Source organism: Aerosakkonema funiforme FACHB-1375, assembly GCF_014696265.1.
GTDB lineage: Bacteria > Cyanobacteriota > Cyanobacteriia > Cyanobacteriales > Aerosakkonemataceae > Aerosakkonema > Aerosakkonema funiforme_A.
The window spans coordinates 45,852-63,344 of the sequence record NZ_JACJPW010000030.1 but is presented as its reverse complement, the minus strand read 5'-3'; the positions used below and the strand labels follow the sequence as shown (position 1 = coordinate 63,344).

At 44.6% G+C, this 17,493-nt stretch carries 3 protein-coding genes; all 3 read right to left on the bottom strand.

Features of this window, described 5'->3' with window-relative positions:
* Positions 1 to 6: 6 nt before the first annotated feature.
* Complete coding sequence (locus tag H6G03_RS13425) at positions 7 to 6,600, bottom strand: type I polyketide synthase (protein WP_242060395.1); 6,594 nt, start codon at positions 6,598 to 6,600, stop codon at positions 7 to 9.
* Positions 6,593 to 10,270, bottom strand: coding sequence for a non-ribosomal peptide synthetase (locus H6G03_RS39130; RefSeq protein WP_190464879.1), 3,678 nt, complete (start codon positions 10,268 to 10,270; stop codon positions 6,593 to 6,595). Before H6G03_RS39130 ends, H6G03_RS13425 begins: the two co-directional genes overlap by 8 nt.
* 76 nt (positions 10,271 to 10,346) lie before the next feature.
* Positions 10,347 to 17,213 carry a non-ribosomal peptide synthetase gene (locus H6G03_RS38000; RefSeq protein WP_242060393.1) on the bottom strand — a complete coding sequence of 2,289 codons (6,867 nt, stop codon included), beginning with the start codon at positions 17,211 to 17,213 and terminating at the stop codon, positions 10,347 to 10,349.
* Between the last annotated feature and the right edge of the window lie 280 nt (positions 17,214 to 17,493).

Genomic DNA, 17,493 nt, shown 5'->3' with positions numbered 1-17,493 from the left:
AAATTTTCAGTCTGCTGACAGTACCTCAGAGATCTTCGTCTTCAGCCTTTGGGCCATCACATCCACGTTAGGAGCGAAATTCATGGTAATGTGATTTCCAGGTATTTCGTGAATCTCCAGTCCCGCAGCAGCCAAATCTTTCCAGCCGAGTTCGGGATTTTCGGGATTAAAGGCATCGCGATCGCACGCACGGAAAAAGATAATTTGACCGGAATAAACTTGCGGGATATATTTTTTCATCGCCTTCATGTTGAGTTGGAAAACTTGATGAAAGCGGCGAAGTTCGGTAACGCCAAAATCAGCAGGCATTTTCAGAGCAGACTTACCTTTTTCCAAAAAGTAAAGCAGCCTTTCTTCATCGTTCATCTGTTCGAGTTCGTTTGCTGAAATCGAAATATCCGCACCAACGCCGAGTGCATAAGCCATCGTTTTGAGGTCATCATCTTCTAAATTTTCTGATGGTAATTGACCGGGGCTAGGAGTATCGAGCAAGGTAAGCATTGCTACTTTTTGACCTAGTTTTTGTAGCTGTTGTGCCATCTCGAAAGCTACAGTTCCGCCAAAAGAAGAACCGCCCAAAAAATACGGCCCTTCAGGTTGCACGACCCGCAAGGCTTTAATATATTGAGCCGCCATTTCTTCAACTGTAGTCAGAGGTTCTGCTTTTCCATCTACTCCTTGCGCCTGGAATCCATAAACAGGAAAATCAGGCAGATAACGTGCTAATTCCCGATAAATATAGACGTGACCGCCAATGGGATGCACTAAGAAAAGAGGTTTTTTGGTGTTGCTACCAGTTTGAATTTCCACTAGCGTGGAATTAGAGGTTGTTGGCAATGTTGACTGTGCGATTAATTTAGCTAAATCGGCAATAGTCGGTGCATCGATCAGGCTATGGGCTGACAATTTTGTATTAGTGGCTTCGCTTATCTTGGCAATTAAATGAATTGCTAGGAGAGAATCTCCCCCCAATTCAAAGAAGTCATCGTGGATACCAATTTTGTCGATACCTAGAGATTGTTGCCAGATTTTAGCAATAGTTTGCTCGATGCGATCGCGAGGTTCTACATAAGCGTTATTGAGTTTCGGTCGCGAGTTTAGCAGTTTGGATGATTTGGTTTCCTTTTGAGATTGCAAGTGCTGTAGTTCTTTAGAAGTTTTGTACTGCTGGTATCGAATTATAAAATCTTGCGTCGATACCATAATTTGAGGCAATGTAGTTCCTAAAATGCGCTTAAATGCCTCCATTCCTTCGTTGGGAAATATGCCTTGTTTGAAACTTGTTTCGCGCCACTTTTTGAGTTGTTCTGATGTGGCTGCATTGGCTGCTTGTCCTACTTCTTGCCAGCCATCCCAGTTAACTGAAATGGTCAAGCGATCGCATTTAGTAGTATTGTAATGTGCGAAGGCATCGAGAAAAGCATTAGCACCGCAATGGTCTACTAAACCAAGTCCAGCGATAAATGAATTCAGAGACGAACAAAGGATCAGGAAATCTAGGTTAAAATCCTTCAGCAAAGCGTCAATTACCAAAGTTCCTTTTACTTTTGGGGCTAAAAGATTGGCTAAATTTTCTTTGGTTTTCAGTTGAATCATGCCTCCGGGTGAAATTCCAGCCGCGTGGATAACTCCGTTAATTGTGCCAAAGCGATCGCACGCATTAGCTATTACTTTTTGCATTTCCTCTAAGTTAGCTACATCTGCGCTGGCTACCAGAATTTCTGCACCCAAAGCTTCTATTTGTTGCAATTTCCGAATTTTGCAACTGATGCTATCTTTCTCTTCGTGAGTAGCTAACCATTGTTGCCATTCATGTTTGGCGGTCAAGTGCGATCGACCGATTAAAACTAATTTTGCTTGCACTTTTTCTGCCAGATATTCCGCCAGCACTAATCCAATTCCACCCAATCCACCTGTAATTAAATAAACTCCCCCTTCTCTCAAATTTAATTTTTCTGCACCATCCAATTGGACGGCTTCAAAAGTTTGTACCCAGCGATGATTGCCCCGATAAGCAATCACTAAATCGGATGATTTTGCAGTTATTTCCGCGAACAGATAATCGGCGATTTTCTCTTTTTGTCTATTTCCTGTTTCCGGAAATACAACATCAATGCTGCGACAACTTATGTTTAAGTATTCTTGCGGAATAACTTTACATGGCCCCAAAATAGTTGCTTTCGGCGGACAAAGTATCTCATCGCCAGTTACCTCCTGCATATTATTTGAGATAACCGCGATTTCAATTTCCTCGCTAAAATCCTGTTTTCCAAGTGCTTGCGCCAGAAAAAGCAAACTGTAGAAACCTAAATTTTGAGAATCTTCCAGAACTTCGATTTCTAATTCATTGTTTGGCGTGACACTCCATAAATGAACGATTTTTTGAGGAGTTTTATTCAATTTCCGAACTTCTTTCAGCAAAGCGTCATAATCATCGCGTTGTTGAGGGTCGATCGTATAGACGATATCGCTGTGAAAGGTGAACTCATTACCCGCTTTTACAACAATAACATCCTGGTTTTCTTGTTCCAGCTTCCTCACCAGTTGTTCACCTACACCGCACTCATCAACAAACAATAACCAACATTGTCGATTAATTAGCTTATCCGGTTTTGGAGGTAGAGAGCGTTGCCAAGATGGAGTATAAAACCAATCGGCAATATTCGGCTTTTTCTCTAAGGCAAATTCTGATTTTTCAACAGCATTTTCTCGATTAACCGTAAATGCTGAAGGTGCGGCTATATCTGCCGATGCAGAAGCTTTAGCCAACAAAATATGGTGCCCTAAAACGTCGTTTCCAGGCAAAGCCGCCACGTCAACAAATCCATGATTTCGTAATGCCTCAATCCACTGCTTTTTCGATAAAAATGGATTACCTTGACTGCGTTCTCCATCATCCAAAGGTTTCATCATTAAACCATCGGTGATGTTGTAATCCATTTGAGCTTGCGTTACTTCCCAAATTAATAACAAACCGTCGGGAGCCAACAAAGAGCGGATATGAGCTAAACTTTCCTCTATATTGCGGGTGACGTGCAACACCTGAGCGGCTATTATTACATCAAAGCTGTGCGGTTCATAACCTTGCTTTTCAGGAGGTTGTTCGATATCTAATAGGCGATATTGAACATGAGGATAATCGCTAAACTTTTGCTTGGCTTTGTCTAAGAAAAAACGAGCAACATCAGTGAAAATGTAGTTAGTTTGCTGCGGTGGTAAGACAGGTAATAACTCGGTTGTAGTGAGTCCCATTCCCGCGCCTATTTCCAAAATTCGCAGATTTACTTGCGGCGATAACGACTTCACCAATTGCTGCAAACTTGTTCGCAGGATATTGTTGTGATAAGGAAGCAGAGGTAAAGATCGACCTATACTTTCCGCTACATCATAGAAGCTTTCAGCAAATATTAACTGTAGCGGATCTTCTTTGCCAACAAGTATGGAGACAAGCTTTTGCCGATAGGTTTGCATAACTTCTGCCCATTGAGGCGTGTCTGCCCATTTTGCTTTTACTTCTTCTTCAAGAGCATTGACTGAATCTGGGTAAATTGTTACAAGATTGGTAAATTTTTCTCCATCTTGCTGTAACTGCCCTTCTTCAACCAAACTCTTCAACCATTGCGATATTAATTGCTTGTGACGCGGCAGAATAGGGAATCGATCGAACAACTCTTCCACAGAATACTTTTCGTCTGGATTGCTAAATGCGCCCAATTCTCTCAAGGCAAGGTTCATGTAAGCAATACACAAACGCTCCAAACACTCTTTCTTTCCTAGATAGGTTGGATTGTCAAATTTCGATATTTCCGCAAGTGCCTGTATCTTTCCTGCTTCTAATATTGATGTCCATTCGGGTACAGAGTTTCTGTTTTTATCACCTACTATTTTTTGCGCTTCAATCCAATAGCGTTGACGCTCAAACGGATAAGTTGGCAAAGGTACGCGATCGCGTTTTTCTTGGCTGTAAAATCCCGACCAATCTATTTGTATTCCCGATAGCCAAAGTTTGCCTACTGCGTTTAACAAAAAGGCAACATCGGATTGTCGATCTTGCGGATGTCTTAAAGAAGAAAGTACAATGCGATCGCTAACTTTATCTAAATGCTGTTTTGCGAGGGTAGTCAGCATTTTTCCGGGGCCAATTTCTAACAGCACCCAATCGGATTCTTGCCATAATGTTTGCAATCCCGAACTAAAAAGCACTGTTTGGCGCAAATGTCTCGCCCAATAATGCGGATTTGTTGCCTCTTCTGCGGCGATCCAAGTGCCGGTAACGTTAGAAATGTAGGGAATTTGTGGTGCTTTCAGGTTTACTTTTTTCACCTGTTCTGTAAATACCTCTAAAATTGGTTCCATCATCTGAGAATGGAACGCATGGGAAGTATGCAGGCGACGACATTCCACGCCTTTTTCTAACAGTTTTTGTTCCAGTACTTCGATCGCATCTGTCGCACCGGAAACAACGCACAGAGATGGCGCGTTAATTGCAGCAAGCTCAAGTTCTTTACCCAGTAGAGGTTGCACTTGCTGTGCAGTCAGCGGTACTGCCAGCATCGACCCTGGTAGCATTTGCTGCATCAATTTTCCCCGTACAGCTACTAGCGATAGTGCTTCTTCCAGCGAGAAAACGCCAGCGAGACAAGCGGCGACATATTCGCCGATACTGTGACCGATCGCACCTTGCGGATGCACACCCCACGAGATCCATAATTTAGCTAAAGCGTATTCGATCGCAAACAAAGCTGGTTGTGCGATCGCAGTTTGCTGCAATTGACCCCTCCAAAAATTCTTGTGGGATAGGCATCCTGCCTGTCTCTGAGATTCTTTTCTGGAGATGTCTAATTGTTCTGCTTGTTCCGCGCTTGCATACAGCACATCGCGCAAATCCAATCCCAGATATGGGATGAGAAATTCCGCACAAAAATCGATTTCTTCTCTAAATATCGGTTCTAGTTGGTAGAGTTCCGCCGCCATGTTTGCATATTGCGAACCTTGACCGGAAAACATGAAAGCAACAGGTCGATTTTTAACTTCTCCAAAGTTAGTAAAAACTCGTTTCGGATCGAGTTGAGAAAGTGCCGTAACAGCATCTTCTCGGTCTTGGCAAACTAATATCCGTCGATGATTGAAAGCTTTTCGACCAATTCCAAGCGTGTAAGCAGCATCAGCCAGGTTAATTTCAGGATAATTATTTAAATGTTCAACTAAATTAGCAGTGGCGGTATCGATCGCAGATTCAGTTTTAGCAGATAAAACTAGCAATTGCCAAGGTCTAGAATCTCCCGATGGTTCGAGAATAGGCGCTTCTTCTAATACCACATGAGCGTTAGTTCCACCAATACCAAAAGAACTAACACCAGCACGGCGGGGAGTGCCATTTCTCTGCCATTCGGAAAGTTGAGCATTAACGAAAAACGGACTATTGGCGAAATCAATCCGAGGATTGGGTTTTTCAAAGTGCAAAGTCGGTGGCAATAATTTGTGTTTGAGTGCTTGTACTGTTTTGATTAAACCAGTCACGCCAGCAGCGGTATCCAAATGTCCGATATTTGTTTTTGCAGAACCGATCGCACAAAATCCTTTCTTCTCAGTATTGGCGCGGAAAGCTTGCGTTAATGCCGCAATTTCGATCGGATCTCCCAAAGGCGTACCAGTCCCGTGCGCTTCAATATAATTAATAGTTTCCGGGTCAACTTCTGCCATCGCCAAAGCTTGTGCGATCGCCTCAGCTTGACCGTCTATACTAGGAGCAGTATAGCCAACTTTCAAAGAACCATCGTTATTAATTGCAAAACCTCCGATCACTGCATGGATGGAGTCGCCGTCTGCGATCGCATCTTCCAATCTCTTTAAGACAACAATTCCCACACCGTTGCCATTCACAGTTCCCTGCGCTTTCGCATCAAAAGCTCTACAATGTCCGTCGGGAGAAAGAATCATTCCTTCTTGATGCAAATAACCTATTTTTGATGGCACGCTGATGGAAACGCCACCCGCCAAAGCGATATCGCATTGGTAATTTAACAAACTTTGACAAGCCAAACAAGTAGCAACTAAGGAAGTAGAACAAGCTGTTTGAACATTGACACTTGGCCCCTTCAAATTTAACTTGTAAGAAACTCGCGTAGGCAAGAAATCTTTATCGTTTGAAATCAACAACTGATAAGTGCCTACCGATTGGATAACTTCGGGATTTGAATAAAGATTGTTTAACAAATAGCCGCTCATTCCGACGCCAGCATAAACGCCGATCGAACCTGGGTAGCTTTCCGGATTGTAACCAGCATTTTCCAGTGCTGTCCAAGCACTTTCTAAAAATAAACGATGTTGCGGATCGGTGATTGCAGCTTCTCTAGGATTAATACCAAAAAATCCCGCATCAAATAATTCGATATCTTCCAGAACGCCTTTCGCTTTTACGTAATGGGGATTTTTCAGCAAAGCGGGATCGATGCCAGAAGCTTGCAACTCTTCGTCAGAAAAGAAAGAAATCGATTCCACGCCGTCGCGCAGGTTTTGCCAAAAATCATCGACATTTTTGGCACCGGGAAAACGACCTGCCATCCCAATAATGGCGATAGCTTGTTGCAGTTCATCCATTGTTATTTCTCCTTCCCTGTAGGCGTTGCTTTTGGCGATCGATCGCTTCTTTTTGCTTCTTGGCTCTGTCGATACCTTGCTGTAAAGGTGAGCCATTGAATCCATTTATTTGCTCGGCTTTGGTATGACTCGTTTCTGGGTTTAAATACTTAGCCAAAGCTCCAATCGTCGGATATTTAAACAGTTCCACCAACGATAATTCTTTGTACAATACCTCTTGTAATTTGTTATGAACTTGAGCCATGCGTAATGAATGACCGCCTAAATCGAAGAAATTGTCATTCATACCCACTTTGTCAGTTTGCAGAACGGCTTGCCAAACTCTAGCAATGGTTTGTTCCATCTCAGTTTGGGGAGGTACGTAATTTCCTGACAAATCCGAGCGAAGATGTTCTGGTGCGGGTAGCGATTTGCGATCGACTTTGCCATTAGGTGTCAGCGGCAATTCATTCAGAAACACAAAGCTGGAAGGAACCATATAGTCAGGCAGCTTTTGTTTTAAGAAGCTGCGTAAGCTCTCAACGGCTGTGCGTTGCAAAACTTTCAAGAAACCTTGAGTTTCCAGAAGATAGTCTAGACTCTTCTTTAAAATGGCTTGTTCTGAAGGTTTAAGTTCAAACTGAATGCCAGCTTGTTTTCCCTTTTGCCATGCGACTTTTCCCAACAGCCATATTCCCTCATGAGAACCTGGGAGTGTGAGGTGCAAGCGCAATCGCTCACCTGCAACAATATCCGATATTCCTCCCAAACAAACGCCGCCGATCGAAATATCCTCGGTCTGTAATTTTACCGCTGGATTTCCATCAAATTTAACCAAACATTCCCTTTGATAAGGCACGCGATCGGGCATCAGTTTAGAAACAACATAAGCTACCAAGCGCTTGTCGCCAGGGATATCTTCTCTAGCAATTACCGCCGCTTGTACTATGTCGGGATGCTGTTTTAGAAGTGCTTCGATTTCTAACGGTTCGATCCGAAATCCGCGAATTTTTACTTGGTTATCTATCCGACCGAGATATTCAATATTGCCATTCGGGAGATAACGCGCAAAGTCTCCGGTTTTGTAGAGTTTTTCGGATTTTGGATTGGAACTGGAATCTGACAATCCCAAATCATTAAAGGGATTGGCAATAAATCTTTGGGCAGTAAGTTCGGGGCGGTTGAGATAACCTCTTGCTAAACCAATACCACCAATGTATATTTCTCCGGGAACGCCGATCGGAACTGGTTGCAAATGCGTATCTAAGATGTAAACTTGGCTATTAGCGATCGCACGACCGATCGAAATCTTTTGGTCAAAAGGAGTGCATTCAGCAACAGTCGTACAAACCGTAGCTTCTGTTGGCCCATAAGCGTTGAAGAAACGACGACCTTTCGCCCAACGAGTTACGATATCGGGAGGACAGCTTTCTCCACCAACTATGAGCGATCTTAATGCCGGAAGTTCTTCTACTGGCAAAACTGCTAGTGCTGACGGCGGTAGAACAACTACATTAATTTCTTTCTCTCGCAACAACCTCAGCAAAGCTTGTCCCGGCATTAAGGATTCCCGCGTTCCCATCACCAGCGTTGCGCCTCCTGCTAAAGCGATGGCTATTTCCCAAATGGAAGCATCAAAACTTGAGGAAGCAAACTGGAGCATACGGCTATTCGATCGCACATCGAACAGATCGATATGTGTTGTAGCGAGATTGCACAAACCTCGATGTTCTATCAGTACCCCTTTAGGTTTACCTGTAGATCCAGAAGTATAAATAACATAGGCTAGATTATCCGGCGTCAGTTGCAACGAGGGATTTTCCTCACTCTGTAATGCAACTTCTTCCCAGTCTTTATCCAAACAGAAAACACGCGCTTTGTGTTGGGGAACAGTTGCTAATAAACTTGCTTGAGTTAGCAACACCGAAACGCCAGCATCTTCTAACATAAATGCCAAGCGCTCTTGCGGATATGCCGGATCTAAGGGAACGTAAGCAGCACCAGCTTTGAGGATGCCCAAAATTCCGATTATCATTTCCACTGAACGATCTACGCAAATTCCTACGAGTTCCTCTGCTTTCACACCAAAACTTATTAGATAATGTGCTAGCTGATTTGCTTTGGCATTCAGTTCTCGGTAAGTTAATTCTTTATCTTCAAAAATGAGAGCTACTGCATCGGGCGTTTGTTCTACCCAAGCTTCAAATAGGTGGTGAATACAAGCATTTGAAGGATAATCTGTCTGCGTGTTATTCCACAACAAAAGCTGCTGATGCTCTCGCTCGGTCAACAAAGACAATTCGCAAATGCGCTGTTCGGGATGGGCGACAATACTTTCAAGCAAAGTCTGAAAATGCCCTGTCATTCTGGTGATGGTATCGGCATCAAATAAATCCGTGTTGTATATAAACCCGCCCACGATGCGATCGTGTCTCTCTTCTAATGCCAAAGTTAAATCGAATTGCGTCGCCCCAGTATCAAAATTTAGCTGGGTGAGACTCCACCTATAATCGAGGCTGGGCATATTGGCATTTTGGAGAACAAACATTACCTGAAACAGCGGATTTTTACTCAGGCTTCGTTCTGGTTGCAGCGCCTCCACCAACTTCTCGAAAGGTAGTTCTTGGTTAGCAAAAGCTCCAAAGGTAGTTTCCCAAACTCGCTGCAACAGTTGCTTAAAACTGGGGGTTCCAGCCAGGTCAGTTCGCAGCACTATAGTATTGACAAAAAAGCCAATTAACTTTTCTAAATCGGGATATTGACGACCTGCGATCGGCGAACCGACTAAAATATCTTCCTGTCCGGTGTAACGATATAGCAAAATGTTGAATGCCGCCAACAAAATCGTAAATAAAGTGACACCTTCTCGACGCGACAGTGCCTTGAGTTTTTCCACCAAAGTTGGCGATAATGTTAGCGGTTGATTGGCACCACGGAAACTCTGCACGGCAGGTCGCGATCGATCGGCGAGCAATTCCAGCGTTTGCGAACTACCGCCGAGTTGCTGCTGCCAGAAGGAAAGCTGACTGGCCATAATCTCTCCCTCCAGCCATTGTTGCTGCCAAATCGCATAGTCGGCATACTGAATGGACAGTTCTGGCAGTGGGGAGGGCAAGCCCAAGCAGAAAGCATCGTAAAGCTGTATCAATTCATACATGAATACTCCCAATGACCAACCATCCGAAATGATGTGGTGAATTGTCATCAGGAAGATGTACTCTTGTTCGCCAAAGCGCAGTAATTTGACGCGCAGCAGTGGGCCTCGCTCTAGGTTAAACGGCTGTCTGGCTTCCTTTGTAGCCAGTCGTTGCGCTTCCGTCTGACGTTGCTTTTCTGGCAGGTAACTGAGGTCTACTACATCTAGCAGATAGTGACGCCCCCTTGCTGTGCCAGTTGACGCTGGGGCAACAACTTGAACTGGCTGCCCATCCACGATAGTAAAGGTAGTCCGCAATACTTCGTGACGCCGTACAATTTCGTTAAAACTCTGCTCTAACGCCTCCAGATTCAGCGCCCCGTTAAATTGTACGCCGCCGGGAACGTTATAAATAGCACTACCGGGAGACAATCGATCGAAAAACCACAAGCGCTGCTGGGCAAAAGATAGCGGAAGCACAAACACATCTTCATCGGAAATATCTAGATTGTTCTCAACAGGTGTTGAGAAGTTCGCGGGAAGCTTTTGTGTCATTACTTCTTCCTTTTTTGGTAATAGGTATTGGGTAGTAGGTACTGGGAAAAAATACTAATTACTACCTACCACCGCTCTAGTCTTCCTTACTCTTTTTGAGGGAGGATAGTTTCTGGCGATAAGATGCGCGGGAAACTGATGTAATAGTTGGTGCTTGAAAGGGATTTTTACTACTTTTTAACTTGGTAATTGCCTCGGCAAGTTCGCGCACAGTAGGTGACTCGAAAAGAGTGCGTAAAGGTAATTCCATTTGGAAAGCAGCCTGCAAACGAGCAATTACCTGAGTAGCTAATAACGAATGTCCGCCCAAATCCAAAAAGTTATCATCAATGCTAACTTTCTCGACTCTGAGAACTTCCGCCCATATTCCAGCTACTACTTGCTCGGTTTCATTGCGAGGCGCAACAAAATCTGCTGGCAACTCGGTGGGGAGTTTATCAGTAATTATTCCCTCCGAAAATTCTTGGTTGTTCTCTCCTTTATCGCAGTCTGCAATTGTTTTTACCTGCACGCGATCGGGTATTGTTTGTCCGAGCGCAAGTAGCGCTCGACGGTCAATTTTACCATTTGGAGTTAGCGGTAAAGCATCCAAAATTACAAAATTGGAAGGCACCATATAATCGGGTAACTTTTGCTTGAGGAAGTCGCGCAACTTTGACGTAAACGTGCGTTGCCAAACTTTCAAAAAGCCTCGATCTGTCAAAAGGTATTTAACGCTTTCCCGAACTATATTTTGTTGTTCTTCTTCCCGCTTAAATTCAATTCCCGTGCGTTCTTCGTACTGCCAAACAACAGTTCCCGATAACCAGCTTTCCTCGCTATAACCGGGTAGTTGCAGATGCAGTCGAACAGCTTGACCGGGAGCGATATCTGGCACGTTTTCCAGACAAATACCACCGAATGAGATATCCTCTGTGCGGGCTATTGCCGAATTTGTACCGCCAAATTCTACCAAACACGAAGCTTGATAAGGCACTCTTTCTGGCTGATGTTTGGCAACAATGTATGCCACCAAACGTTTATCGCCCGGTACATCTTCGCCAACCATTACTACTGTTTCCCGCACGTCGGGATGTTTCCCCAACACTGTCTCAATTTCTCCCAACTCGATCCGGAAACCGCGAATCTTCACTTGGTTATCTATGCGGCCTAGATATTCAATCTTACCATCCGACAGATAACGCGCTAAATCTCCCGTTTGGTAGAGTTTTTCCGATTTTGGATTGGGACTGGAATCTGACAATCCCAAATCATTAAACGGGTTGGAAATAAATTTTTGGGCAGTCAATTCGGGACGGTTGAGATAGCCTCGCGCTAAACCTGCACCACCGATATATAATTCACCCGGAACGCCAATAGGTACAGGTTGTAAGTATCGATCGAGGATGTAAACTTGCAAGTCGGGGATAGGAATACCGATCGCACTTCCCCTACAGTTAAGATCGGCCTTTGTCAGCGGACGATAGGTGACGTGGACAGTTGTTTCCGTGATACCGTACATATTGACTAACTGCGGTAACTCGTCCCCGTGTCGATCGAACCAAGGTTTCAAACTTTGGATTTCCAAAGCTTCTCCGCCAAATATTACGAAGCGAAGTGCCAGCTTTTTAACTTCGCCCAAAGATTCCTCGACCTGCATCAATTGGCGAAAAGCAGAAGGAGTTTGATTGAGGACTGTTACTCCTTCGCTGCACAAAAGGTTGTAAAATTGTTCGGGCGATCGACTTACCCAGTAGGGCACTACTACCAAACGCCCACCGTAAATTAAAGCGCCCCAGAGTTCCCAAACTGAAAAGTCAAATGCAGATGAATGGAACAGCGTCCACACATCCCCTTCGTTAAATTCAAACCACTCATTTGTCGCGGCAAACAAACGAACTACATTCGAGTGATTTACCAGCACACCTTTAGGTTTGCCTGTAGAACCGGAAGTGTAAATAACGTAAGCTAAATTGTCGGGTTTTACTGAACTATTCGAGTTAGTATCGCTTTCTCGATCGATCGTTTCCCAGTCTGCATCTAAGCAAACTACTTTAGCTTTTTGTGCGGTCAGCGTGTTAGCGATCCGCGCCTGCGTCAGCAACACCGAAACTTGCGAGTCTTCCAACATCAAAGCCAGCCGTTCTTCCGGATAGGCGGGATCTAACGGGACATAAGCCCCACCAGCTTTCAGGATACCCAGAATGCCTACGATCGTTTCCAAAGAACGTTCTAAGCACATTCCCACCAGTACGTCTGGGCCAACGCCCAATTTTTGCAGGTAATGGGCCAATTGGTTGGCTTGCCGATTCAGTTGTCGGTAAGTTAGCTGCGTCCCCTCAAAAACCACCGCCACGGCGTCTGGTGTCTGCTGCACTCGCGCCTCAAACAATTGATGAAGGCAGGAATCTTTGGGAATTAAGTTATTTTCTATTCCCGATATCTGACGATCGCTTCTCCATTCTAGGAGCAATTGCTGCTCTTTTGCTGTTAGTAAAGGTAATTCGGAGAGTTGGCGATCGGGATTGGCGACAATACCTTCTAGCAAAGTTTGAAAATGTCCTGCCATGCGATCGATCGTCGCCGCATCAAATAAATCTGTATTGTATTGGAAGTAACCGATCAATCCCTCTGGTTTGTCGTCTAAGGAAACAGTTAAATCCAACTTCGCCGTACCCGTATCCACATCTAGCGGTCTGAGGTTCCACCCCGAATCTAATGCAGGTGTCGGCGGTTCGAGGAGAAACATAACTTGAAACAGGGGATGTCCGGATAAATGACGATCGGGTCGCAGTTCTTTCACTAACTTTTGGAAAGGTACATCTTGGTTAGCATAAGCACCCAAGGTTACTTCTTTCACCCGTTCTAATAATTGTCGGAAACTGGGATTTCCCGAAAGGTCGGAACGCAAAACCAAAATATTAATAAAGAAGCCAACCAGTTCTTGAATTTCCGGACGATTAGAACCGGAGATAACCACACCAACGGGAATATCGTCTTGTCCAGCATATCTGCTCAGCAAAGTTTTGAATGCTGCCAGCAGGGTCATGAACAAGGTTACTCCTGACCGACTGCTAAGTGCTTTGATATCTTCGCTTAACTGTTTGGGTAATGCTAGAGAATATCTCGCACCTCGGAAAGTTTCTGCTGCGGGTCGAGGTCGATCGGTCGGCATTTGTAATGTTGGTAAATCTGCTAACTGCCGCTGCCAATAATCGAGCTGATTTTGCAAATATTCCTCGGTACATAGGTGCTGCCAGTAAGCATAATCGCCATACTGAATTGGCAAGTCTGGCAAGGGAGAAGGTTTACCCGCACAGAATGCTTCGTAAAGTGCTGCCAATTCTTGCAGGAAAGCATTATATAGAGAAACGCCATCAAAAATTAGGTGATGCAGAGTTAGGAATAACCGATGTTCTGTCTCGCCCAATCTGATTAAACTCGCTCGCAATAGCGGCAGTTTTGTTAAGTCAAAAGGTTGTCTGACTTCCTCTGTTGCTAACCGAAGCGCTTCTGCTTCTCTTGACGAATAAGGAAGATGCTGGAGATCCACCACCCGCAATTTAAGATGAGTCGCTGGGTGAATAATTTGCACTGGTTGTCCGTCTACCACTGGAAAAGTAGTTCGCCAGATTTCGTGACGCCGGATAATTTCGTTGAGGCTTTTTTCCATTGCTTCTACATCGATCGCGCCAGGAAGGCGAACGTCGGCAGATTCGTTACACAATGGAGTTCCCGGCACCAATTGTTCAAAAAACCAAAGTCTTTGCTGGGGGAAAGAAAGAGGTATGTTTTGGTTGCGAGAAATGGGTGCGATCGCCGGAAGTTGCAATCCCGGTTTTTCTTGCCGTGCGATCTCAATTTGTTGAGCTAATCCCGCTACGGTAGGTTCATCAAATAAGCAACGCAGCGGTAATTCTACTTGGTAAGTTTCCCGCACGCGAGAAATTATTTGAATTGCCAATAATGATTGTCCGCCCAATTCTATAAAGTTGTCGTTGATGCCAACTCGTTCCACTCCCAAAATTTCTGCCCAAATTCCTGCCAACACTTTTTCGACAGGCGTGCGAGGTTCTGCAAAGTTTTCTTCTAATTCCGGTCTGGTAGAATCTGGTATTGGCAGTGCTTTGCGATCGACTTTGCCGTTGGGAGTTAAAGGCAAGGCGTCCAACATTACAAAGCGTTCTGGCACCATGTATTCGGGCAGTTTTTCTTGCAGGAAACTGCGTAATTGTGGGATTAGTTTGCGGGCAATTTTTGCTTGCAACGGTTTGTTGGCGCAGTCGTTCCAAGGTAGTAGTAGGGGCGTTCGCGCTAGCGTGCCGGAGGCATTAGCATTTGGCGAGAAATCTTTTGGTAATAAGGAAGAATTGTCGCCCAAATGCTTCGCCCGTACATGGGTAGTTGTTAGTTGGTGATTGGTGAACTTTCCTACACTTCCTCGACGTTGCAACACCACATCGTAGCAGCCGATTTCACTCGACCAAGTAATATCGATCGCATAAGGTAATTCGCAGCTTAATGCCCAAAACTGTTCGGGATCTAATCCAGTTCCCTCATATTTTTGCAATAACTCTTCGCGCCATTCGCCGACAGTTTGGCAACCATCAGAGCTATTTAACCATTCAATAGTCTTGACTTCTGTTAATAAACGTGCATTGGGTACGCCACGCAATCCTAAAATTTCGGGATTGGTTTTTACTAGCAGCTGGAGAAATGCTGGCAAAGTGAGTTTTTGCTGTTGCCAATCTAACCAAAAAATATCGGCGTTGGGGATAACTTCGTTGCCAATGTGGAGAGTTACATCGTAACGGAAACGAGTTAATTCGTTATGGTGAACGCCGCGCTTGAGTTGAATTTGAACATCGCTAATTTGAGGTAAATGCTGTTTAAGTGCAGTGAAAAAGGCTGGAGCGATGACCAATTCTTCTTCTTGAGCTAAGCGCGATCGCACTTTCTGTAAAAGTTGCGATCGCTCCAATTCTTCTGCTGCTCGATCGAGTTGAACCGATGTGTGGTAAGCTTCCAGCAGCGGCAAACTGCGGACATCTCCCACAAAAATGCTCCCACCCGGTTTAACCGCCTTTACCGCTCCTTCCAAAACCTGCAAAAGATATTCGATACTGGGAAAGTTCTGACTAACAGAATTCAGAATTACCGTATCGAAATCTCCCGCCTCAATTCCCTCAAAGTTATCTGCGGTTCTGTGACTGAGAATGACTTGCGGTAACTTTTGTTCTCTTTTTTCTAATTGTTTGTGCAGATATCGCACCACTTCTTGCGAGAAATCAGCACCAAAATATAAGGTGCATTGGGGAGCAATTCGGAATAGCAACATCCCCGTACCGCAACCGAGTTCTAAGACGCGATTGGGTTGTAAAGCCAGAATGCGATCGACTGTTTGTTCTACCCATTCGCGCATTTCTTCTTCTGGAATCGGCTTTCCTGTGTAACTGCTATTCCAACCAGCTACATTAAATGTTGCGTCTTGTTCTACAGAAGTTTGGCTATAAGTTTCGTCAGAAACAGCTTGCCATTGTTCGATATATTCAGCTTCTGCTCGCTCGCCCTCATAATCGGGATTTTGCACTAAATAAGCGACTAAACGTTTTTGTCCGGGTACATCTTCTCGCGCCGTCACCGCCGCAGTTTGTACGCCTGGATGTTGGCGCAGGGTTGCTTCGATTTCACCCAGTTCGATCCGATAGCCGCGAACTTTTACCTGTTCGTCAATTCTTCCCAGAAATTCGATGTTTCCATCAGGTAAATAGCAAGCTAAATCTCCAGTTTTGTATAGTTTTGAGTTTGATTCGGAATTATTTAAAAATGGATTGGGAATAAAGCGAGCGCTAGTTAATTCCGGACGGTTGAGATAGCCTCGTGCTATGCCAATACCACCGATATATAACTCACCGGGAACGCCAACTGAAACTGGCTGTAATTGCTCATCTAATATATATACTTCTTTGTTGAGAATCGGGCGACCGATCGGCGGTTTCTTACCGTTTGCTGTGCATTCGGCGATCGTTGCACAAACGGTAGCTTCTGTTGGCCCATAAGCGTTGAAAAAGCGACGATTGTTCGCCCAACGTGCGACGATATCGGGAGGACAAGCTTCTCCCGCAATAATTAGCGATCGCAAAGATGGTAATTCTTCGACTGGCAAAACTGCAAGTGCTGACGGCGGTAAGGTAACTGTAGTAATTTCTTTCTCGCGCAACAGTTTAATTAAACCTTGTCCCGGCATTAAAGCATCCCGCGTTCCCAAAACTAACGTTGCGCCTGCAATTAATGCCATGAAAATTTCCGATACGCAAGCATCGAAGCTGAAGGAAGCGAATTGCAGAACGCGACTGTTTGGTTGTACGTCAAAGGTTTGAATTTGCGCGATCGCTAAATTGCACAAACCTTCGTGTTCTACTAATACTCCTTTGGGTTTACCTGTAGAACCTGAAGTGTAGATAACGTAAGCTAAGTTGTCCGGCTTGACAAGTTTGTCGGGGTTATTTTTGCTGTTGCGATCGATATTTTCCCAGTCTTTATCCAAACAAATAACTGCGGGATGTTGCTGTTGCGAATCCTCTGGTGCAAGCGCAGTCAAATCGGGCAATTGTGCCAGTAACTTTTCCTGAGTCAGCAACACCGAAACTCGTGCGTCTTGCAACATAAAAGCCAAGCGCTCTTTCGGATAAGCGGGGTCTAGCGGTAAATATGCCCCACCAGCTTTCAGGACGCCCAAAATCGCGACGACCATTTCTAAAGAGCGATCGAGGCATATCCCCACCAGCACTTCTGGTTTCACGCCCAGATTTCGCAGATAATGTGCTAGCTGATTCGCTCGTTGATTCAGTTCTTGATAAGTCAGCTGTTCGCGTTCAAAAACTACGGCGATCGAAGAGGGCGTTTGCTCTACTTGCTCCTCAAACAGCCGATCGATAGAAGCATCCCTAAAATTGCCTGACATGAGGTTATAGCTTTTATTTGTAATTTAAACAACCAAAACATAAATGCCTCCCTAAAAATCGTCGCTCGCGCTATTTTTAACCATCAAGCCGATCTTTCGGGTGAAAGCAATTTCAACCAAATGGCGTTACCGCATCCCCCAAAAGGTATATTTTTTAGTAAGTTTGTGGTAGGTGGCGTTTGACGATCTATGAAAAGCAAACGCGACTTTTTAACGCGCTCAACTTTGCGACTATTTATAGGCGCTACATCCCTGGTAGTTTATATTATTCCCAGTTTCA